Source organism: Rhodococcus pyridinivorans, assembly GCF_900105195.1.
Lineage (GTDB): Bacteria > Actinomycetota > Actinomycetes > Mycobacteriales > Mycobacteriaceae > Rhodococcus > Rhodococcus pyridinivorans.
Genome location: NZ_FNRX01000001.1, coordinates 77,730 through 98,419, shown reverse-complemented (window position 1 = coordinate 98,419; position 20,690 = coordinate 77,730). Strand labels below are relative to the sequence as shown.

The following is a 20,690-nucleotide window of genomic DNA, read 5'->3' as shown; positions in this document are numbered from 1 at the left end:
CGGGCTCAACGCCGACAACGAGGTGGCCTCGCCGCTCCCTAGTCGCTGATATCCGCAACGTGTGCTTCGTTAAGCAGGGAACAGCGAGGAAACATCATTCATTGTCAGGAGCTTTCCGTGCGAGGGGCTAAGAAATGAGCCCAGCCATCGGGCGTCGGGTAGGCGAGCTTCCACCGCGGTACGAGCAGTACCCCGAGCATCCGCACTGTCATCTTCACAGAGAGAGTCGTACTGGATAATTCGGTCAGCCAGAAGGTCGTACAGCCTGAGTACAGCATCGTGATTTATCAGTGCAATCTTGTCGCGTGCTGCTTCCTGGGCATCAGGCGTCACCTCGGTAGAGGGGGTCAACAGACACCCCAAGACACGAGCGTTCGGTGACCGCGTCGTGTCGACCTGAATCTGCCCAAGTAGTTGATTGACGTCGCCTCGACTCAGGGGTGAAGGGGTACCGTTCGGTACGGTCTTCACTTCCCAGACTCGTCGCTCCGATTTTTTCGTCGTAGACCATGTCCAACGACAGTCGGTGGCGCTCTGTTCGTTCTTGGGAGGCAATTCGCCTGTGGCACCTGCCAACCGCGCCAAGACACGCAACCCTTCACACTGTTGGTTGTGAGTCCCTGCAAGAGAAACACGACCTTGCGAAAGCGTTTTTTGCAGACGTGGTCCTGCTTCACGTCGCCATTCATCCCAAACTAAGAAGAGCCGATCGCTATCGTCGGCCGGGCCGCTCTGACCTTCGAGATCGGCGATAGTACGCCTTAGGCGCAGGAACCAGGTCGTGCGCGGACCATCTCGGGTTGCGTCTTCTAATGCTGCACGCGTAGCGACGTAGTCCTCGCCAACGAAGTGCGCGTGAGCCTCAACGTATCGCCAAAAGGCGGCATGCTCCGCTTCGCCAGCCTCAGCCAACATGGCTGAGGCCTCGCGGGCCTTTTTAGCTGCCTCTTTGTAGTCGCTGAGCCACAGGTCGGCTACAGCGGTGACCTCATGATCGGCACTCGATACGGTGCTGCTTCCTCCGGCGTTTCGGCCTGGCCTTCGTCTACGCGACGGCCCCGATGGTGGAATCATCGGCCCAGTTGTTACGGTCTGGGACCAAAATTCGTTGCACGCCTCTTGCGTACCGGCCCAACCAGTCTCGTAAATTTGCAGCGCTTCTCGCACGATCGGGGAAGCTCCGTCGGGGATCGATTGCCGGACTGTTGGATCAGCGAGGATCTGTGCAAATAAGGGATCTAAGCCTAAGTACATCGATCGGTCCGTAGGTTCTCGGTTTGCTCGTCCGAGAGCCTGGGTGACACGTTGACCCACCCGATGTCGCATGAAACTTGCATCACCGAGGTAGGCGACAACGAACCGCTCGAATTCACTGCTCGCTTGAGGCACAGTCGGGATGATGACCAGCTTGCACAGGTCCCCTGCGAAGTCGAGTCCGTCGTAACGGCCGGCTGTAACGAGGTGCCCGTCAGCGGCCCGAGTCCACGAATCGAACTGCGTGTCATCACCCGGCTTGAGGCGGTAAACGCTCATCCCTTCCTCGACCAGCTTCTCTTCTAAGGTCTCGGCTTCCGGATGGCTGGAACACAACCATGCTGCTCGTCCGCCGGCTTTCTTCGACTGTTCCAACGCCCAGGCGAAGACCTGCGGAGCGAGTGCATCCTCCGAGCTCGGGTTTAACAAGAAGATCCGATCACCAGTTGCACCGCTCTGCAGAGGCTCAACGGTGGACAGACGAGTGATCGGTCGTCCACCCACACGTCGTTGTAAGTCGTCCATAGTTCCGAGAGTCGCCGACAGATAAATCCGTTGCTTCGCCTGCGAGTACCACTTGTTCAACGTTGTTGGTGGGTGGTACGGACGGATTTCAATGCCGGAAGGTCCGATCAGTACGCCACATCGCGAGAGTCGATCCCGAATTATTGGCCAAACGTACTTGACCTCCTTCTTCTCGATGAACGGGGATGACTCGATGGCGGCCCTCGTTCGATCCTCCAGTGTCTTCCAATCCTTGAAAGACAGCAGCTCGGGTGGGGTACCGGGTAGCGCGGTTCCGTCCTGCATAGCACGTAGACCTGGGTAGGAGTCGGTATGAGCGATCACCAAACCGCAGATCATGCGGTAAAGATTGCGGGCATCACCTGCCTTGTCAGGAATGCGAAGTGTTTGGATGCTGCTCACGGGCTGTTCCGCCAGGTGGGCGTCATCAAGGATGACAAGATCCGCAGGCTTTGGAACAGGACTTGCATTGAAGTACACCCAGTAGTTCATGACGCCGACGACTTGGGCTTGGTGATAATCGTCGAGCTTCGCTCCGCCGTAGTCTTTGCCTGCGAAGCGGACTACATCGAGTCCTAATGCCTCGGCTTCGGTTGCGACCCGTTCCGCAAGCTGACGAGTGCCCGTTAAGTAAGCCGCGGAGTAACCTCGATCGAGTGCGTAGTCGGCGATCATCAGGGCGACTAGAGTCTTGCCTTCGCCAGTTGGCATCTCAATAGCTAGGTCTGGCGTATCCCGGTGATCTGCTGCGTAGGCTGCAAGCACCTGACGCTGACCAGGGCGTAGCTCGGTAAACCGCGTCGATTCGAATGCAGCGAGTCGCTCGTCGAAATCTAGTGCTTCGTCAGGTGCCGTCAACTCTGCATAACCTTCCACTCGCTTCAAGAAGTACAACTGTACGGGCAAGTGGAAGTCGAACGTATGACGTGAGGCAGCAAGGCGACGAGGCTCTTTCGAGGAAAATGCCTATGCCAAAACAATCTCTAGTTCCAGGCACTTCCGCAACGGGCCCTACCGGTGCAGGTTAAGGATCTTGTTAAGGACGTTGGGTGGAGCCGGGTCGGCGGGCATGGCCGGCCAGCCCGTGAAGCTGCGGTCTGATTTGGCGTTGGCCATCGGGCCGGTGTCGCCGTCGAGGATGACGCGTAGGTGTGGTTCGAGGTGTTGGATCCACCACACCGACATCGCGGACATCGAGTCCGAAGCTCGTGCTTCCTCCCATGCCTGATGCAGGGCGGTCAGGCGGGCGACGACCTCCGGGTATGCCCACCATCGCGGGTCCCAGGACAGGCCGCCGTCGTTGTCGCTGATCCGGCGTCGGATCACCGGCAGGAAGAATCCGTTGACCCATTCGATGACGTTGGCGAACTTCGGTTCCTTGGTGGGAGCCGCGTCCGCCTCGTCTTCGTACTTATCGGCGGCATCGTCTGTCTCGTGTTCGTGTTGGTCCGGCTGAAGCTCGCTGTCGTAGTCACTCTCCGACTCGAACTCGCCGTCGTAGTCATCGCTATCGGGTGCTTCGTTGCTGGTGTCCCACTCGTCGGACGCCGCGATGTTGACCTCGACCATGTTCAGTCCTTTGCCAGAAATTCGGAGTGGAAGAGCCGGTCGGCGCGAGAAGTCTCGGGCGTGGGCTCGAGGGGAATAGGTGAAGTGTCAGCCTGTTCCTCGGACGGCACCACCATGTTGGCGACTACAGCAGGCCATTCGGATTCACCGACTGTCAGGGCCTTCTGCTGGGTCGGTGCGTGTTGCTTGCTCTCTTGTTTGGATTGGCGAATCGCGTCGGCGAACGGTGAGTTGCCCCAGAACGCTTTGCGGACCAGGATCGGGGTGGAGCCACCAATGGTGACCAACGCACGGGTTTTCGGCAGTGCCCGCAGATCCCGCTTTTCGAAGATGTTCTCCTTCTGCCAGTTGTTCGACACACTCGCCTGGCTGCTGGAGGAGAAGCCGGTAGGGCGGCTGCGGGATTCGGTGTCGACGTAGTGGGTGCCGATGGCATCGACCAGGCCGGACAGGAAGGCGTCGTCTTCGACGTTGCCGCCGTACCAGATGACGCTGCACGCATCGACCATGGACTTGAAGGCTTCGCGTCCCCAGACCTTCTCGCCCTGGGAGGGGGACTGGAAGAAGGTGATGAGGATGATGCCGCGGCCACCGAAGTGCGAGTACCAGCGCGGCAGGTCCTCGATCTTGCAGATGTTGGCGGCCTCGTCGAGGACCGCGGTCAGCGGGATCGGCATCCGCTCTGATTCCTGTTGCTCGGAGTATTCCTCGGCGCAGGTGAGGATCTGCCCGACCAGGGCACTCGAGATCGCTGAGGACGAGCCGGGGCCGTCCTTGGATAGCGCGTACATCGTGTCGGTGCGGCGGGCGAACTCGGCGGAGATGAACTCCGGCAGGTCGTGGACGTGCTGGCCGGGGGTAATGGTGACTCGGCCGTGGGTGTCGGTGCCGATCACCACCCTTCGGTTCGGCAGAACTGCTTCGGCGTATCGGGGCTCGTCGAGCGGGGAGAGGAAGCGGCGGGCCATGTCGTAGAAGCCGTCGCGTTGTTTGGCGTTGACGGACTGCTTGCCGCGCATGGTGCGTGCCAGCTCCGGGTAGCCGTGCTGTTCGAGCACGGCCGGGGGGATCTGTGACTGGGTGTTGGTCAGCCACTCGACCACATGCCGGATGTCCCCGCCGGCCAGGGCAGCGGCGAGCAGGTAGGAGGCGAACAGATCGCGGGCGTTGCCGTCGAAGTAGGCATCGACACGGGCACCGGCGTCGGTGGCAGCGGAGATGAAGTAGCCGCACACTGCCGCAGCAGAAGGCAGGTCGGTGACGCCCCGCAGCGGGTCGAACCAGAAGCTCGCCCGCTGCTGCCGGTTACCGGTGCTCACCCCTTGCAGGTCGAATACCCACACCCGCCCCGTTTCGCGGCGGATACCGACGGTGTGCGAGTACACATCGCCGCGATTGGACGCCACCAGCGCCGCTCCGGGGGCGTGGCAGATCGCGGGGATAGCGAACGATGCGGACTTGCCCATGCGGGCGCCGGCGAAAGCGATCGCTACGAATTCCCAGGTCATATACAAGGTGCGACCCCCGACCACGGTGTTGCCGAGGGGGATACCGAGATAGCCGGGATGAGTCTGCGAGATGGCGGGGGCGAGCCGGTCGGTGGAGGCGGCGAGGTACTTCGGGTCGGCCTCATCGACCTCCTTCGGGTCGACCATCGTGCGGGCGAGGCGGTCGATGCGCTTTTCGAACTGCTTGCCCTGCACTGTCTCGATGACCCCGAACCGGCGCAGCGCCCACCACACGAGTACGGCGAGCACCGCGAGCAGGACCAGCTCGACACCGAGGATGATGGTTGCCCCGGCCGGCCAGCTCGTCGAGCCGAACCCCAGGGCGAAGAACAAGCCGATCGGGTTCCAGGTGGGGTCTGCTCCCCCACCGGTGTTGTAGGCGATCGTCGGCAGATAAGCCGCCACCAGCAGGGCGGGGAGCGCCTTGAGGAACATCTCGTCGGCGCCCGAGGAGGTGCGGGGCCGGTCGCGTCTCGTGTGTGCCATCGTGTGTGTGCCCCTTCTACGGCTGGAATCGGTAGTCGGTCAGTCGCCACCCGTCATCGGTGCGGACGATGGTGGTGCGCCACAGCTGCGGGGTCAGGCGGGTGCTGCGCCCGCTGGCGTGCAGCACCGTCTGGGTGCAGATCACGTCGATGACCACGGTGCGCATCCCGGCCGGGGCGACCGGGGTGGTGTCCGAATGGGCGCACACCGCTGTCACGGCGTCTTTCGCCGCCGCCCACTGCTGCCAGTCGGCATCGGGCCGGACGTCGGCACGGCTGCCGGATTCGGCGACGGCGAGCAGGTCTCCGCCGAGATACGGTGTGGCTCGGATCAGGGCGTCGGTCTTGCTCTCGTCGATCGCGGGTTGCCAGGACAAGATCATCTGCATCGCGGTGATCGCCGTGTCGTCGGCGTCGATCTGCTGGGGTGAGAGCGGCTCGATCACCTCGTGGGCGTCGCTGCCCACGTGGACGTGCTGCTCAGGTGCGGGGCCGCTGTTGCCGCAGCCGGCCACTGCGACGGCGGCCGCGGTGCATACCGCCGCGACGGTGACTCGTGTGATCTGCACGGGCGTGCCTTCTTTCACTGGTTGCTCATCGCCCGGTACTGCGGTTCGGCGGCGATGATCTTGTCGGCGTAGGGGCGGGTCTGCACCACGTAGTCGGTGTGCCCGGTCGGGAACCCGCCGGAGTTCAGGACGGCGCCTTCGCCTGCGTTGTAGCCGGCCAGATACAGCTCGGTGCGCCCGTTCGGTGCGGAGACCACCCCGTCGGCGATCCAGCCGTCGATGGTGGCAGCGATGGTGCACATGTAATGGCCCTGGGCCATGACGGCATCGCCGATGCTGTTCACATCGACCCGGCCGTCGCCGTCGTAGTCGCGGCCGTAGCTCGCCCAGGTGCCCGGCATGAACTGCGCCGGTCCCATCGCCCCGGTGACCGACACCGGAGCGGAGTCTCCGTGGCGGAAGCCGTTCTCGGCGGCGAGCTGGGCAGCGAGCAGCGACGGTCTGATCTGCGGGCAGATCGACCCGGCCCGCTCGATCCACACCGCGTACTCGTCCGGCACGGTGCCGTCGGCGAGGTAGTCGCCCACCCCGTCCCCGGAGATGAGGCAGTCCGCCGCCATCGTGGTGGTGTTGCCGCTGCCCCCGGGCAGCGATCCCCACGACACCACCCTCTCGTCGGTGCCCTGACCGTGGACGCTGATGTGCACGTGGTCGTAGTGGTTCTCGGTCTCGCTGCCGCGGTCTTCCATCAGACTCGGGGCACCGCCGACGGGGTAGTAGGTCTGCCGCCAGATCACGTACTCGACATTGAAGAACTCCGCATTGGCCAGCACGTAATCGGTGATCTCGTCCCCGAGAGCCACCCCGTCACCAGAGCGATAGTTCGCGATCATCAGATCCACAGCCCGACCTTCGGTGTGATCGCTGGCGTAGCCACCGTCGGCGCGCCACCCCCCGATGCTCGCGATCCGGTCGCCGAAGCGCAGGTGCAGAGCGCGGGCGAGTTTCTTCGCATCGACCTGCAGGCCCTGCTCGGAGCCGGCCGACGGCGGCAACGGCTGCGCCAAGTTCCCTTGGGGCGGGGTGGACGGCACCGGCGTGATCGGCCCGGCCGACGTGTCCCCGGGTGCAGGGGCGGATTCGTAGTACGGCAGTGGGTCCACCGCCGCGGTGCCCCAGCCGCCGGGCCAGATTTCCCAGTGCAGGTGCGGGCCGGTCGATTGACCGCGATTGCCCAGGGTGGCGATCTGCTGACCGGCACGGACCTGCTCGCCGACGGCGACGGTGTAGGTCTCGATGTGCCCATACACGGTGGATACGAGCTGCCCGCCCTGCACGTGGTCGAGCACCACCCACTGCCCGAACCCGGAGGCGGGGCCGGCATGACGCACCACCCCGTCGGCCGAGGCGTAGATCGGAGTGCCGATGGCCCCGGCCAGGTCGATGCCCTGATGCTCGGTGCCCCAGCGCTGGCCGAATCCGGAGGTGAAGGTGACGGTGGAGGGATCGACCGGCTTGATGAACGAGCCCATCGGTGCGAGCTTGTCGCCGGATCCGAGGCCGGAGCCGGGTCCGAGGCAGCTCGTGCCGGCGCGGCGGTCTTGTTCGTCCTGAATCCCCATCACGAGGACGAGGATCAGGAAGAACGGAATGAGTGTGAGCGCCAGGATGAGCGCGATCAGGCCGGTGCCCCCCTTGGAGTTCACCGCAGGCTCAGATCCTCGATCACGACTCCGTGCTTGCGTGCCAGCGCCCGGTTCAGCTCCTGTGCCAGTGCCAGCTCCGCTTCCAACGCGGCGACTTCCTGCGGGGTACGGCGAGGGCGACGGCCGGAGCGGTTGACCCAGCCCCGCACCGTCGTCTCCGCGACGTCGAGCTGCGCCGCTGCCGCTCGCGTAGCGGCGGTGAAGCTGTCCCCGGCCTTCATGCGCCCCAGGACCGTCTCGATCGCAGCCTCACGAGTGAGGTCATCGACCACGGTGTACCGGCGACGGCCGCGACGCTCCCGCCGGCTCATGCGGCGAACTCCTTGGCTCGATCCTCATCGGCGGCCCGCAGACGGGCATCGGTGTCGTGAATCCCGGAATCCTTTTCTGCCTGGGGCACCCACACCTTGAACGGGGTGCCCGGTGTTGCGCCTTCGCCGAGCTTGAGCAGGAAATGCCCGACACCGGCGGCGGTGCGCTTGCTCTCGACCGCGCCGGTGCCGTTGTCGCCGGCGATCTTGCGACGCGCCTGGCGCAGTGCCTTCTTCTCCTCCACCGAGGACGTGGTGTCGTTGGCCCAGCCGGTCACCATCACCCGCTCAGCGCGGGAGAACTTCATGAACCGGCCGAGCCGGTCGAGTTCGGCCTCGGGAACCGGGCCGACGATCCGGGCGCGAGAGCGCTCGATCATGCCCAGCGCCCCGACCTTCTCGAAGTCCGCGAGCGAGTGGGTGACCATAGTCATCGCCACGCCCATCGACCGCTGCAACCGCTGCACCGCATCCAGCCGCGCCACGGCCGAGCTGCCGGTCTGGATCACCTGCCAGACTTCGTCCAAGATGATGTGGGCGGCAATCGACTTCGCTCCAGGCACCTTGTTGTCGGCCAGGATGTGCGCCGCCTCCACCGCCGCGAACGCTTCGTTCCACCCGGCCAGCAGCACCGCAGCGCGCATCAACTCATCGCCGGGCGGGACCGAGGACATATCCAGGTCCACCATCGGCTTGGTGATATCGATCCGCACGGTGCTGTGCCGGTTGAAGGTCTCCCCGAACCGGCCCTTGACCAGCGCTCTCAGCGAGCGCAGCAGCGGCTTGATCTGACCCCGGTATTCCTCGTCGGTGTCGGCCACCGCATCGTCCTTCAGTTCCTCGGGGCCGGCCGCGATCAGCGTCAGCAGGTCCTCGATCCGAGCTGCGTGCGTAGTGGTGAACTGCGAGTCCGGGGCGTAGAGCAGCCGGATCGCCGAGGCGAGCAGGGTTTCCTCGAAGTCCTTCAGGGGGCCGCGGCGGACGATCTCGAGCAGCGCACAGATCATGTTCAGCTGGCGGGCGTGCAGCGCGAACTCGGCCTTGTCCCGTTCGAGGGAACCGGCGGGCAGTTGCTCGATCGCATCGCCGATCGGGCCGCGGTCGAGCGGGTTGATCGCGCCAGTGCCGTAGCCGACCTCGCTGACCTGCCCGCCGACCTGCTCGGTAAGCACCCGCAGGTCCGGCTTGACGTCACCGGGCACGAGCACCAACGTGCCGCGGGCGATGTCGCCGAGGGCGATCCGGCGCAGCAGCGTCGACTTGCCGAAACCGTTGAGCGCGCAGATGAAACACGACGGGGCGGTGATCGCCTTCATCTTCCAGGCATAGAGCGGATCGAACCCGACGGCCGCGCCGGTGGTCAGATGCCGCCCCAGCGGAGTGCCCAGCAGCGGCGCTTTCGCGCCCACGATCCACGGATAGATCCCGGCGACCTGAACCGAGGTACCGCGGTATTCGACCGGGGGCATCACCGTCGACATCCGGCCCCCACCGGCCCCGTCGAATCCGCGGGCATCGAGCTCGGCGAGCGGGCGGTCGAAGCCGTCGGAGTTGATCCGAGTCAACCGCTCGACCGTCGCCCGACGGCTGTACTGGCGGTTGACCAGGCTTTTCTTCCATGCCTTCTTGATGCCGGTGGCCGAGGCCGCCTGCTCCTCGAGAGCGGACAGGTCCTCGTCCGACAGCAGGGTCTTGGCGATCTTCTCGGCTTGCGCGATCCGGGTCGAGGTCGTGGCTTTACCCATGACAGCGTCCCCCTCCTAGTTGCTCAGGAACGACGGGATGGTGGTGTGGTCGGGGGCGATGACCCCCACACCGAGAGAGGCGGCGAACGCTGCGCCCTGCCAGCACCACGAGCGGCGGATCGTCAATCGGCTCTGCCGTGAGAGGTCCTCGACCAGGGCGTCGATCTTCGGCACATCGGAGCTGCCGGCCGGTTCGGTCACGGTCACCAGCACCCCGAAGCGCACCATCCCGGCACCGCGGGCCTGTTCCATGCGGGCCTGGGCCGTGGCCGCCAGCTCGATCTGCGACTTCGCCGAACCGATCGATCCGTTCTTGAGCGACCCACCGTGCGCTTCGGCCATCGCGTTGCGGTAGTCGCTATCAGCGATGTCGGTGGCTTCCCCGGCCGAATGCGGGCGGTAGATCACCGAGACCCGCTTGAGCGGCACCGCCTCGTTCGGGGCCAGCAGTCGTTGCAGTACCCGTTCGGTCACTGCTCCCTTGGGGGCTTCGCGCATCTCCCAGGTCACCGACACCGCGCCGTCGTGGACGTATTTGCCGCCGTCCGGGCTTTCCAAGGCGGTCCGCGGACCGCAGTCCTCCCAGGTCAGCCCGGTGCCCTCGCCGGAGTACACGCCGGCTTCGACATCGACGAGCGAGGCCGGGTCGTAGGAGCGGCGCACGAACGCCATGATGTCGTCGGCATCCATCGGCGAGCACGGCACACCGGCCCGTGCCGCGGCCGCGGTCAGACCGGGCAGACGCCGGCCGAGTTCGACGGCCTGTTCGGAAGGGTCCTGTTTACGTTCGGTGGTCTTGGCCTCGAAGGTGATCGCGATCCTCGCTGCGAGGCGGATACCGCCGGAGGTCAAGCCGGTGGCGAGCTGGTAGGCCGCATCGCGGGCCAGCTGCGGGGCATCGGCGCGGGTGTTCTGGTGCACCGTCTCGTACAGCTCGATGCCGGTCTCGGGCAGCGTCTCGACGGTGGTGACCACTGCAAGGATGTCCGAGGTCTCACCGGCCCCGGACAAAAACTGTGCCCAATTGCCGACATAGTGGTCGATCACGTCCTGGTCGACAGCCTCGGCACCTTGGGGATAGGCGTCGAAAACGACGGTGTAGGCGCTCTTGCTGGGCATGTGGATCATGCCGAAGGTGCGCCCGTCGGAGTCGATGCCTTCGTAGAGCTCGGTGTCGCCGAGCACGCCGGGAAGACGGTAGGCCCTCCCCGGAACGCGGGAGAACGTGCCCGAGGCGTAGGCGTGTTCACCGCGGCGGCGGCCGCGCCAGAACTGGAATCGCATCAGTGCCCTTTCGTAGCCGGAGCGGCCGTCACGGGAGATGACCAAGGGGATGAAGCAGACGATCACCGGGATGGCCAGCAGCAATGCGACCGTCATGCCGAGGAACAGGCCCGCGATGATGACGACGGCTGCGGCGGCGATCCCTGCGATCGAGGTGCCGAAGGTGGCTCCGAGCAGGCCGGTGCTGCGGGGTCGGCGCCAGTTGCCGTAGGTGTTGAATGTCGGCTCGTTGCTCACTGTTCGAAGCCCCCTCGGTTGAACTGGTGGCCGGCCCCCGTCGCCACAGGCGCATCGGAGCCGGTGTTAGCGGACCCGCCCGCGCCGGAACCGCCGGAACCACTCGAAGCAGTGCTGCCGGGAGTGCCCGCGCCGTTGCCTTGGGGAGCCATGCCGCTGCCCTGCGGAGTTCCTTGCTGATTGCCTTCGGGGTTGCCACCTGCCGTACCCCACCCAGCGGGTGCGCCGGTGGGCTGTGCGCCCGCACCGCCGCCGGGTGGCTCGTCGTCACCCTTCGTCTTCGACGCAGCGAATCCCGCTCCGGATGCCGCGCCGCTGGCACCTCCGGTGGCGACCATCCCGGCGGCTTTCGCGCCCCCACCGAGCAGACCGACCAAACCTGCGGCAGCAGCGAGGCCGCTGCCGCCGCCTCCGAGTGCGCCGATGTTCGGGACGATCAGGCGCATCAGGGCGGGCAGCACCAGCGCCGCGGCACACAAGGTGATGACCCCGGACAGGGCCATGAACCCGTCGCCGTTCTCGGGGTCGGTAATGGTCGGGGTGGCTTCGAGGAACAGGATCGCCGAGACCCCGATCACGAACGCCCCGACCGGTTTGACCAGCAGGAATGCGATCGTCCAGGCCAGCATTTTCTCGTATGCCTGGCTGCCGACCTTGGTGCCTCCGGCTGCGCCTGCGATCGGCAGCGCCGCTGCCATGAGTACGAGGATGCCGGTGCGCAGCAGCATCAAGAACGCCATCATCAACCCGCCGAGCATGCCGATGATGCCGATCAGGAACAGCAGGCCCACACCGGCCGGACCGGAGTACAGGGTGATCGAGACCATCGCTTCGGCCAGGCGGGACGGGTCGGAGCCGACCGCACTGTCCATGAACCAGGCCGAAATCTGGTCCGACAGTTCGGTGCCGAGCACGATCAGCGTCGATGCTCCCCCGGCGAGCACCGCCGCACGGGCCATCTGCTTGAGGCCCTCTTCCGAGGTGTCGCGGATCGCGCCGGATCGGGCCAGTGCCAGCCGGCCCCCGAGCAGGATCAGCGACAACGACAGGGCGGCGACCTGGATGTAGAAGGTGTAGTCGTTGACCGTCGCCACCGTCGTCTGGAAGGTGTCCCCGTCCATATCGGTGCTGGTGATCCACCATCCGAGCGCGAATTTCAGCACCGCGACACCCGCGTTGCCGATCCACAGCGCCGTCTTCTCGACCGCACCCTCAGCGACGCCCCCGGCGACATCTTCGATCGTGCCGATACCTGCATCGACCGCGGTGCCGACCGCGTCCCCGCAGCTGGGCAGGTCCACGTCGCCGATCTGATTGGCGATCCAGCCACCCACGGTGCCGGCCAGCATTCCACCCGGGGTGCAGGTCAACGTGCCGAGGGTGGTCTCCAGCTGCTCGAAGCCTGTGCCTTCCTCGTCGACGACCTGGGACGAGTCGTCAGTAGCCGGAGTGAGGGAGGAATCCGCCTCCTGCGCTGCTGCGGTGTGTGCTCCCACGAGGGCGAGGACACCGACAACACACGTCACGGCGACAACCTTGATCAGTGCTGTCCACAAGCTGCGGGTCACCACCATTGTTGCCACCCGTCCGCCGAGAGGGATTCGTACTCGACACCGAGAGCGGTGGAATCGGCCTGGAGCACCCAGCCGGTGCCCTCACGCCAGACCATCGGGATCTTCGAGACCGCGATCTGGGTCGAGCCATTGGGGCGTTCGACGGTGTAGCCGAACTTCACCAGAGTCAGATCAGGGTTGAACAGCACGTTGACCATCGGCATCACCGACGCCGGCGTGTCGTCAGCAATCCCCAGAGCGGAGAACTCGCCCTTCGGGTCCGACACCAGTCCCGCCTCGGTCGCCATCTTCAGCCGGTTCCCGCCCGCGTAGGCATAGCCGAAGTAGTGGGCTGCTGCGAGTGCCGCTCCTTGCGCGGTGCGAGAGAACCCGGTGGCGACACCGTTGTCGGTGAACGCGGTGGGGCCATCGGAGGTCGAGAACGGAAGGTCCATGTTCCCGTGGATGCGCTGGAGCATCACCCCGCTAGGGGCCTGGTCCGCCGGACGGTTCGAGCTGGCCAGGGTGTCGGACAGGATCACGCCGTGGGGCTCGAGCGGCACGTAGATAACACGGTTGCCCTTGTCGAAGACCGGGTCCGGCTCGAACAGACCGTCCTTGTCCTGGGCGGTGGCGCTACTGCCGGTGGTCGGATCGAGAGAGACCAACGGCTCTGCGTCCTCGCCTCGGAAGACCATCACCAGGCTGACCACGACACCGACGACGACGATGATGGCCACCGCCGCCAAGCCGATGGTGAGTTTGGTGGCCGACGATGCGCGTTCGTTCTCGGCTTCGAGTGAGGGAGTGTTCTTCTCGTTGGTCGAGTCGGTGGTGTTCTGCTCGGTCACTTGCGGGTCTCCTCGAGATCGACCAGCTCCGACGGCACTTCGTCGAGAGCGGTGATGGTGGCGGCGGTCTCGCTGGACAGGTTCAATCGCCAGTCGTCGTCGACCCACACCACCTGGGTGATCGAGGATGCGAGCGAGTCATCGGAGAAGCGCTGCACGACACCGACGGTGGCAGCTTCGTCGCTGTAATCGGTGATGGTGTAGCCGACGATGGTCGGCACCATCTCGGGATCGGTTCCCGAAATCTCCACCAGCCCGCGGTGGGCGGCGTACAGGTCGCGGCCGTCGCCGGGTGCGGCGACACCGGCCAGGACCTGAGGCCAGGTGCGATCGGAGGCGGTGGACAGCTGCACCGACTGGGTGATCGCCGCCAGCGCCGCTCCCTGTGGGGTGTGGCTGAATCCGGCGAAGGGTTCCCATTCACCATTGCTGGGGCCGTCGGTGGTGCCGATCGGCACCTCGATCCCGCCGAGCGTGATCCACCGGCTGATCTGCGGCGGATCGGTGATCGACAGCTCGGACCCGGGGGTGTGCGATCCTCCGCAGCTGGTGGCAACCAGCGCCACCGCGACCACCGTTGCTCGCGCCCACCGACGCATCATCGTTCGTTCTCCTCGTTGCCGGATTGCTGTTGCTGTTGTCTCTGTTCGAGCTGGTCGATGACCGTCGGGGAATGGCCGCTTCCGATCTGCTGGGCTTGGGGCCCCTGGGCGGTGGCCAGCAGGATCGTGGCGATGGTCGCAGCCACGCCGCCGGCGAGGATCGCACCGACGTTCGCCGCGACGAACTCTGCGGCGGTGGGGGATTCGATGCCGGCTCCGTGCTTGTGGTCCCAGGCCAGGCGTCCGCCGACGAAGATCACTTTGGCCACGCACAGGATGAAGACGATCCCGGCCGCGTAACCGAGCAGCGTTTGGAAACCATCGACGACCTCGCCGGGAAGCGGAACGACCCCTTGGGCGGATACCTGCATCGCTTGACCCCCGCCCTTATGCCGCAGAGGTGACGGCGCCGAGGATCTGGTTCGCCGAGATCGCCACGATCGCGCCGACGAGCGAGCCGACGAGCATCTTCGGCGAGTCCCCCGAGCCGTGCTGCCACTTCTCCCATGCGAACTTGCCGCCCGAGAAGATCAGGGCCGCAACGCAGGCGAGCGTGACGCCCCACAGCAGCCAGTTCAGCAGCTTGAGCAGGCCGTTCGCGCCCGGAGGCACTTCCGGGTTGATGTCGAAATTGACGGCACCCTGCGCGAGACACGCGGTATCTACAACCGTCTGGATCATGAATTGTCCTCCGTGCTACTGGCCCGACCACAAGGTCGGGAGACTCGATTGGATTGCTGTGACGATGCCGACGCCGGCAGCGATCACGTCCTCGGGAACGTCGATGACCGCTCCCTTGGTCTGGATGGGCACGCCGTCGAGGGCGCGCCAGGTGGGAAGGCTCGATCGGGCGGCCGAGGCCAGGAAGCGGTGCCAGCCGATCGACCAGTGCGCAGCCACTGCGCCGGTGACGATCGAACGCAGTTGGCGCACGTCCTTCGGCAGCGGACCGGCCGCGTTGGCCACGGTGACCAGACCGAGCAGTTCGCAGGCCAGATCGCGGTTGCGGTGTTCGAGGATCAGATCGTGGGCGCTGGACAGGCCCTGGATGGTTTCGCGGCAGACGACCACGGCATAGGGCGATTCGATCTCTCGGGCATTCCCGCACGGCCATTGACGCTGCGCGTCGTCGGCGAAGTCCCAGTACTGGGCCAGGGTGGAGACCCCGGATCCGCCGTGCGCGCCGAGCAGCCACACCGCCGGTCCGGGAGTCGGCACCGTGTACGGCTCGATACGAGCGTCGACACTGGTGCGTTCTCTGGCGGTCATGCCAGCTCCCCCGTCCCGACCCGATCAGCGGTGTCGTTGTCCTGGTGGCCGGCCTCGATGCGGCCGAAAGCGTCGAGTACATCGGTCCAGGCGTCGATCGTCGCGACCGACAGATGCCGGTGATCGACGGCGCCGGGACGCGCCAAGTTCGCATCGAAGGGCACTTCGACGAACGCGGCGACCAGTGGGGACAGTGCGTCGCGGATCGGGGTCAGATCGACCACGCTCTGCGGGAGCTGGTGTGAGATCGCCACCACCGTGTGGGAGAGCACGTCGCGTCCGTAGGTGCCCACCAGCCAGTCGAGGGCGCCGCGCATCCGGGCCAGCGGTTCGGCACGGGGCGGCACCGCGACGACGATCGCAGCCCCGGCCTCGATCAACGGAGCCACACGGCGTGCGCGCAGGGCTGTTCCGACATCGTGGATGCGGGCGAGGCTGCGGTCGGCGAGCAGGCTGTCCACCAGGGCCGAGTCGGTGGCTTCGCCGTGACCGACTACCACCGCCCCGGCACTACTGACAGCCATCCGCGAGCCGAGCTGGCGGACCGCCCGCGCAGAATCGATCGGTTCGACCCCGACACGGGCGAGCAGGTTCCCGCCGTCGGTGGTGCCGTCGATCGCCGCGACCTGCGCATCGGCACCGAGGCGCAGAGCGGTGGCCAGGCCGAAACAGGTCGTGGTCACGGCCGCTCCCCCGGAGCCGGCCACCACGATGGCCGAGAGGTGTTCGGGCTGCTCGATTTTCGGGCTGCGACGCAATGCAACAACGTTGTTCATCGGTTCTCCACGTTCGCGATCTTCACGCCGCCGTCGGCGGGCATGGTGGTGATCCACTGCTTGTGGATTCCTTCGTCTCCCACGGGCGGGAACTTCAGCAGCACATCGACCGACCAGCGGTTGGGGTCCTCGGTCGGCAGCACGGTCACGCAGTGCTCAGTCCCGGCCGGAACACCGTCGATGAAGCTCTGAATATCGTTGCCGGGCAGGACCATCAGCTCTGCGACGGCCTTGCCGTCGCGCTGGACGTAGTAGGCGTGCTCGAACGCCTGGATCACCGCCGGACCGGATTCGCGTCCACCGGGGCCGTTGCCGACGATCCGATCCGGCTCGGTGACCGGGGCGCACCACGCCGGGGCTGCCACCGCCTCGGTCGTGGTGGGGGTCGCCGACGATGAGGCCACCACCGAAGAGGACGGCAGCGGCGGCGCCTGTGGTTCGTCGGTGCTGCCGGTCATCGTGGTCACCACCGCAGCGGAGACCACTGCGAGCACAGCGACACCGCCGCCGACGAGCATCCAGGTGCGGGACCGATCGCCGTCCCGCTTCGCCGGAGCAGCAGCAGCGGTGTCGGTGACCGGCACGGCGGGGGCCTCGGCCGACTCGGGGGCCGGAGTCGGCCGGGGAGGACGGGCACGGCCGATCGCGGACTTGAGACCCCCACGGCTGCGCTGCGAGATCACCAGCGGACCTCGCGGAATGTGGGCGCGCACCCAGTCCGGGGCATCGGCATAGGGATCGACCTCGGCTGCGGCCTCGCCGTTGTCGGCAGGGTTGTGGGCCTCGGGATCGGGGAGAGAAGGTGCGGCAGGGTTGGGCTCGCCGGTGGTGTCGGCGGTGAGAATCGGTTCGAGTTCGGTCTGGATCACCGCGTCGGCAGCGACCGGTTCGAGGTCCGAGGAGGCGAGCGCCGCATCGGCGATCGTCTCGTCCGGGATCGGGAAGTGCACCGATCCGGTCTCGGTGTCTTCGATGGGAGTCGGTTGCGGCCCGTAGTGCTCGGTTACATCCGGGAAGAGTGTTCCTCGATTGTCGGTCGACAAAGTGTCCTCCGTCGTCGGGTGGTGGGGGCGGGGCGTGCCCGCCCCCACCGGAAAACTGTTCAGGCAGCTCAGGCAGGCACGATGCCGTCGCCGATCGCGGTGGAGATCATCTCGGCGGCAGTGCCGGCCGAACCGCCGAAGAAGGTGTCCAGTGCGTTGTCCACACCGGCGATCACGCCTTCACCACCGGGCTGGACCTTGACCCACTCACGGACCTGGGAATCGACCTGCGGAGCGGTCTGCACGACGTTGCGGACTGCGTCGGCGGCCGCCTGTCCGACCGGGCCGGAGGACTGCCACTGCTCGACCGTGGAGTCGGCCTGCTCGGTGAGCACGTCCTCCCCTACGTCCGGCAGTTCCACCTCGATGGGCTGACCTTCGTCGTCACCGGCACCAAAGGCGGTTCCGGCAGCCAGGCCGGCCGCGCCACCGAGCACTGCGCCGGGGACCGCACCGACCGCAGCGCCGATCGCTGCTCCGGCTGCGGTCCCGGCGACCCCGGTGGTGACCTCGGGCAGCACCGGAATCGGCAGCGGCACCACACCACCGGCGGTGGCACCGGCGATACCGCCGATGGTGCCGCCGATCAGGGCACCGGGAACGGCACCAGCGGCAGCACCGGCTGCCGCACCGGCCACCGTCGCGCCGATCTGAGCAGCAGCGACACGATCGGCACGGCTGGCTTCGATACCGATCGACTTGTAGAACGTCGCCACATCCGAGCGGATCAGACCGGCGGTGTTGTTGGTGCGCTCCCGGTCGTCGTCGGTGACCCAGTTCGGCTGGTTGAAGTGGAAATCGCCGATCATGATCTTCTCGGGCGGAGCGATGTAGATCGGTTCCGGCTCGACCGGCTGCGGGGCACGCAGCTCCAGCGGGTTGATCGGCGCCGGAGTGGACTGCCGCTCGTAGCGGTTGGTGTCGTAGTTGTAGTCCGGCAGCGGCGCATACTCGCGCTGCTGCGCCGGCGGCGGGGTCCAGTAGATCTGCTTGGCCGGTGGCTTCGGTGCGTTGGTGGTACCGCCCTGAGTGGACGGTGCCGGGGTGGTCACCCCGCCCTGCGAGGGCAGCTCCACCGGATCGGCCGAGGCCAGACCGCTACCTGCTGCCACGATCGCGGCGGCCGTGGCGGGCACGACGCTCACCTTGGCGATACGCGAAGCCCTGCGATGCTTGCTCATAATCGCTTCTCTCTCTTGTGTCGAGGCGTGAATTTCAGTTGAGTGCTGCAGCCGAGACACCGCCCTGATCGAGCACCGCCGGACCCGAATCGACCACATTCGTGGTGCTCACAGCCGGTTCCGAGGTGGTGAAGGTGACCGTCTGCGACGGCGTGGTCGAGGTGGCCTCGGTGGTCGTCTCGGCGGTGGTGCTCGGCCGGGTCGTCGTGGAACTAGGAGCTGTCGAGGTGGAGGTCCCAGCCGAGGTGGTAGCGGCATCGAGGTCGGCCGCGACAGCAGCGAGCCAGGAGGCGACGAACCGCGTCGGGGCCTGACCGCTCGCCGTGGCCGGAACCGAGCCGTAGGAGCCGTGTTCGGCGGCGACATTGCGCACCGTCGTCATCGCCACCAGGTCGAACGCATCCTGGTTGGCCTTGACCTCGTTCTGCACGATCTGGAAGGTCTGCCGCACCAGCCGCTGCGAGGTCGCCGGCGGGACCAGCTCGGGCAGCACACTGACCGTCTTGGCGGCGAGCACACCGAACGCCGCGGCCGGATTCGCCAGCCCGGCCGCCGCGACCGCCGTGATCGTCTCCGGGGTCAGCACCTTCTTGACGACCGTGACCGCCGCGTTGATACCGATCAGCCCGACCTTCATCAACGCTGCGGTGACTTCCTGCCCCGTCGGCGGCGTGGCCCGAGGATCGGATGCCTCGGCCAGGCGCTGCGAGATGGTCTTCTTCGGCTGGACCGAGATCGCCGACAGCGCGTTCTTCGGCGCCTGAATGTCCTGGTTGACCACATCGACGGCGGTCTTGAAGGCCGTCGACGCCAGTGCCCGTCCGACCGTGGAAATCGCGACGAACGGATCCCCGCCGACCTCGACCTGACCGGCGACGTTGACCACCGCCCGCACGACCGGGGCGTTCGCCGGCGCATCACAGGCCAGATCCCCGCCCTGGCACCAGGACGACACCCGCCCCGACAGGCTGCCGTAGCTGCTGGTCAGATCGGCGACCGGCCCGATGCCACCCCCCTCGGGGGCGGTGAACGACACCGCCGACAGCGCCTTGACCGCCTCACCCCCGGTGCCGGGAACCGGCGACGGGGCCGTCTGCGAGGTCCCGGGGAACAGTCCCGATCCGGGGCTGCGGGTCGGTGCGCCGAACAGGGCACCGGCTGCGACCGAGCGGGCCGGAACGACCCCGCTGCCCTTGCCGACCGACCGCAGGAAATTCGACGCCGCGTGAGCGCCCTGGGAGAAGCCGACCACGGCGAGCTTGGCCGAGGGGCACTGCGAGAGCACCTTATGCGCCGCCAGGGACAGGTTCTCCTCCCCCGCGGTCACCGACTCGACATACGACTCGGTGCCACCGGGCGTCAGGCCACCGAACGAACCCGGATACGGCACATACGCCCGATCCACGCTCGCGCCCAGCTCACGGGCCTGATCGAGCAGCGGACCCATGATGTTCGAGAGCATTCCGGTATCGACCTTCACCGGCGCATCGGGCGAGGTCTCGGTGGTGCCCTGCATCCCGAGCACGTACAGGTCCGGGCAGTCCGAGACCAGCTCACCGAGCCAGTGCGGTTCATCGCCCGTGCTCGACTGGGCATAGGCCGGGGCGGTACCCAGGCCGGAAGTAGCCAGCACAGCTGCCGAAAATGATACGGCTGCAAAGCGTTTGGGCCACGCGCTCATATTCCCCTCCTTCACGGCTACGACCTTACTTCAGATCGAAGTTATTTCCCACAGTTATTTCCTACAGAATGTCGGCGGTGATTTCCACCTAGCTGCGCATATGCGGCAAAGTTGGTGCGAGAGTTACCGGAGTGGACCCGAGACGGAGGTGAGTGTGCCGCGCCGCGCCCTGTACGGGTTCGATCCCACCCGGCTCACCGAGGTGCGCCGTGAACGGGGCCTGTCCCGCTCCGACCTCGGACGCCTGTCCGGGGTCACGTACAACACCATCCGAAGCTGGGAGACCGGCGAGGGCGCACCGAGTCCGAGCGCGCTCGAACGTGTGGCTTCAGTCCTCGACGTCGCAGTGAGCGAACTTGCTGTCGTGCCGGACGAGGTACAGACCCTTGCGAGCTGGCGGACCCGACAGGGCTTGGCGCAGGCCGACATTGCTCACGAACTGGGATTGTCGAAGTCCACCTACTCCCGTCTCGAACGGGGCGAGCGCCCGTTGACCGATGCCGAATGCCTGAAGCTGGCGCGACTCTTCGACACGACCGAGGAGCAGGTGAGGGCGCTGTGGATGCGCGCTCACCGACGGTCGGGCAGACCGGCGCGGTAA

19 protein-coding genes are annotated in these 20,690 nt (G+C 66.3%); 1 reads left to right on the top strand and 18 read right to left on the bottom strand.

All coding sequences use genetic code 11. The features are described 5' to 3' along the window. Positions 1-69: 69 nt before the first annotated feature. The 18 genes from BLV31_RS00480 to BLV31_RS00395 all read right to left on the bottom strand — a co-directional run bounded on the left by BLV31_RS00480 (position 70) and on the right by BLV31_RS00395 (position 20,089). A complete protein-coding gene (locus BLV31_RS00480; RefSeq protein WP_254778491.1) occupies positions 70-2,655 on the bottom strand; it encodes a DEAD/DEAH box helicase in 2,586 nt (861 codons plus the stop codon). Between the two features lie 135 nt (positions 2,656-2,790). Continuing rightward, the gene (locus BLV31_RS00475) at positions 2,791-3,348 is read right to left on the bottom strand and encodes a DUF4913 domain-containing protein (protein WP_064061739.1); all 558 of its coding nucleotides are present in this window, start codon (positions 3,346-3,348) and stop codon (positions 2,791-2,793) included. A 2-nt stretch (positions 3,349-3,350) separates the two neighbouring features. Next, complete coding sequence (locus BLV31_RS00470; protein WP_064061738.1) at positions 3,351-5,342, bottom strand: type IV secretory system conjugative DNA transfer family protein; 1,992 nt, start codon at positions 5,340-5,342, stop codon at positions 3,351-3,353. A 16-nt stretch (positions 5,343-5,358) separates the two neighbouring features. After that, complete coding sequence (locus BLV31_RS00465) at positions 5,359-5,910, bottom strand: hypothetical protein (protein WP_064061766.1); 552 nt, start codon at positions 5,908-5,910, stop codon at positions 5,359-5,361. A gap of 14 nt (positions 5,911-5,924) precedes the next feature. Beyond that, positions 5,925-7,556 (bottom strand): M23 family metallopeptidase, encoded by a 1,632-nt coding sequence (locus BLV31_RS00460; RefSeq protein WP_064061737.1) that lies wholly within the window; start codon positions 7,554-7,556, stop codon positions 5,925-5,927. Further along, positions 7,553-7,867, bottom strand: coding sequence for a hypothetical protein (locus BLV31_RS00455; RefSeq protein WP_064061736.1), 315 nt, complete (start codon positions 7,865-7,867; stop codon positions 7,553-7,555). Before BLV31_RS00455 ends, BLV31_RS00460 begins: the two co-directional genes overlap by 4 nt. Continuing rightward, on the bottom strand, positions 7,864-9,612 hold the full coding sequence (locus BLV31_RS00450; protein WP_064061735.1) for a putative type IV secretion/conjugal transfer ATPase: 1,749 nt from the start codon (positions 9,610-9,612) through the stop codon (positions 7,864-7,866). The genes BLV31_RS00455 and BLV31_RS00450 overlap by 4 nt, the downstream gene beginning before the upstream one ends. A gap of 15 nt (positions 9,613-9,627) precedes the next feature. Next, on the bottom strand, positions 9,628-11,133 hold the full coding sequence (locus BLV31_RS00445) for an SCO6880 family protein (protein WP_064061734.1): 1,506 nt from the start codon (positions 11,131-11,133) through the stop codon (positions 9,628-9,630). Continuing rightward, entirely contained in the window at positions 11,130-12,707 is a 1,578-nt protein-coding gene (locus BLV31_RS00440) for a hypothetical protein (protein WP_064061733.1), read from the bottom strand. Before BLV31_RS00440 ends, BLV31_RS00445 begins: the two co-directional genes overlap by 4 nt. Beyond that, positions 12,698-13,537, bottom strand: coding sequence for a DUF8175 domain-containg protein (locus tag BLV31_RS00435; RefSeq protein WP_033098880.1), 840 nt, complete (start codon positions 13,535-13,537; stop codon positions 12,698-12,700). Before BLV31_RS00435 ends, BLV31_RS00440 begins: the two co-directional genes overlap by 10 nt. After that, entirely contained in the window at positions 13,534-14,139 is a 606-nt protein-coding gene (locus tag BLV31_RS00430; protein ID WP_081263505.1) for a DUF8175 domain-containg protein, read from the bottom strand. The genes BLV31_RS00435 and BLV31_RS00430 overlap by 4 nt, the downstream gene beginning before the upstream one ends. Beyond that, complete coding sequence (locus tag BLV31_RS00425) at positions 14,136-14,510, bottom strand: hypothetical protein (RefSeq protein ID WP_064061732.1); 375 nt, start codon at positions 14,508-14,510, stop codon at positions 14,136-14,138. The genes BLV31_RS00430 and BLV31_RS00425 overlap by 4 nt, the downstream gene beginning before the upstream one ends. A gap of 16 nt (positions 14,511-14,526) precedes the next feature. Continuing rightward, a complete protein-coding gene (locus tag BLV31_RS00420) occupies positions 14,527-14,820 on the bottom strand; it encodes a hypothetical protein (protein ID WP_064061731.1) in 294 nt (97 codons plus the stop codon). A gap of 15 nt (positions 14,821-14,835) precedes the next feature. Continuing rightward, positions 14,836-15,408: a hypothetical protein gene (locus BLV31_RS00415; RefSeq protein ID WP_064061730.1), complete on the bottom strand. Its 573-nt coding sequence runs from the start codon at positions 15,406-15,408 to the stop codon at positions 14,836-14,838. Continuing rightward, positions 15,405-16,184, bottom strand: coding sequence for a hypothetical protein (locus BLV31_RS00410; RefSeq protein WP_064061729.1), 780 nt, complete (start codon positions 16,182-16,184; stop codon positions 15,405-15,407). Before BLV31_RS00410 ends, BLV31_RS00415 begins: the two co-directional genes overlap by 4 nt. Continuing rightward, on the bottom strand, positions 16,181-17,227 hold the full coding sequence (locus tag BLV31_RS00405) for a DUF8176 domain-containing protein (RefSeq protein WP_064061728.1): 1,047 nt from the start codon (positions 17,225-17,227) through the stop codon (positions 16,181-16,183). The genes BLV31_RS00410 and BLV31_RS00405 overlap by 4 nt, the downstream gene beginning before the upstream one ends. A 68-nt stretch (positions 17,228-17,295) precedes the next feature. Beyond that, the gene (locus BLV31_RS00400) at positions 17,296-18,363 is read right to left on the bottom strand and encodes an insoluble domain protein (protein WP_081263509.1); all 1,068 of its coding nucleotides are present in this window, start codon (positions 18,361-18,363) and stop codon (positions 17,296-17,298) included. Positions 18,364-18,442: 79 nt separating this feature from the next. Further along, positions 18,443-20,089 carry a cutinase family protein gene (locus tag BLV31_RS00395; RefSeq protein WP_064061726.1) on the bottom strand — a complete coding sequence of 549 codons (1,647 nt, stop codon included), beginning with the start codon at positions 20,087-20,089 and terminating at the stop codon, positions 18,443-18,445. A 148-nt stretch (positions 20,090-20,237) separates the two neighbouring features. Between BLV31_RS00395 and BLV31_RS00390 the strand changes: the two genes are divergently transcribed. After that, entirely contained in the window at positions 20,238-20,690 is a 453-nt protein-coding gene (locus tag BLV31_RS00390) for a helix-turn-helix domain-containing protein (RefSeq protein ID WP_162273078.1), read from the top strand.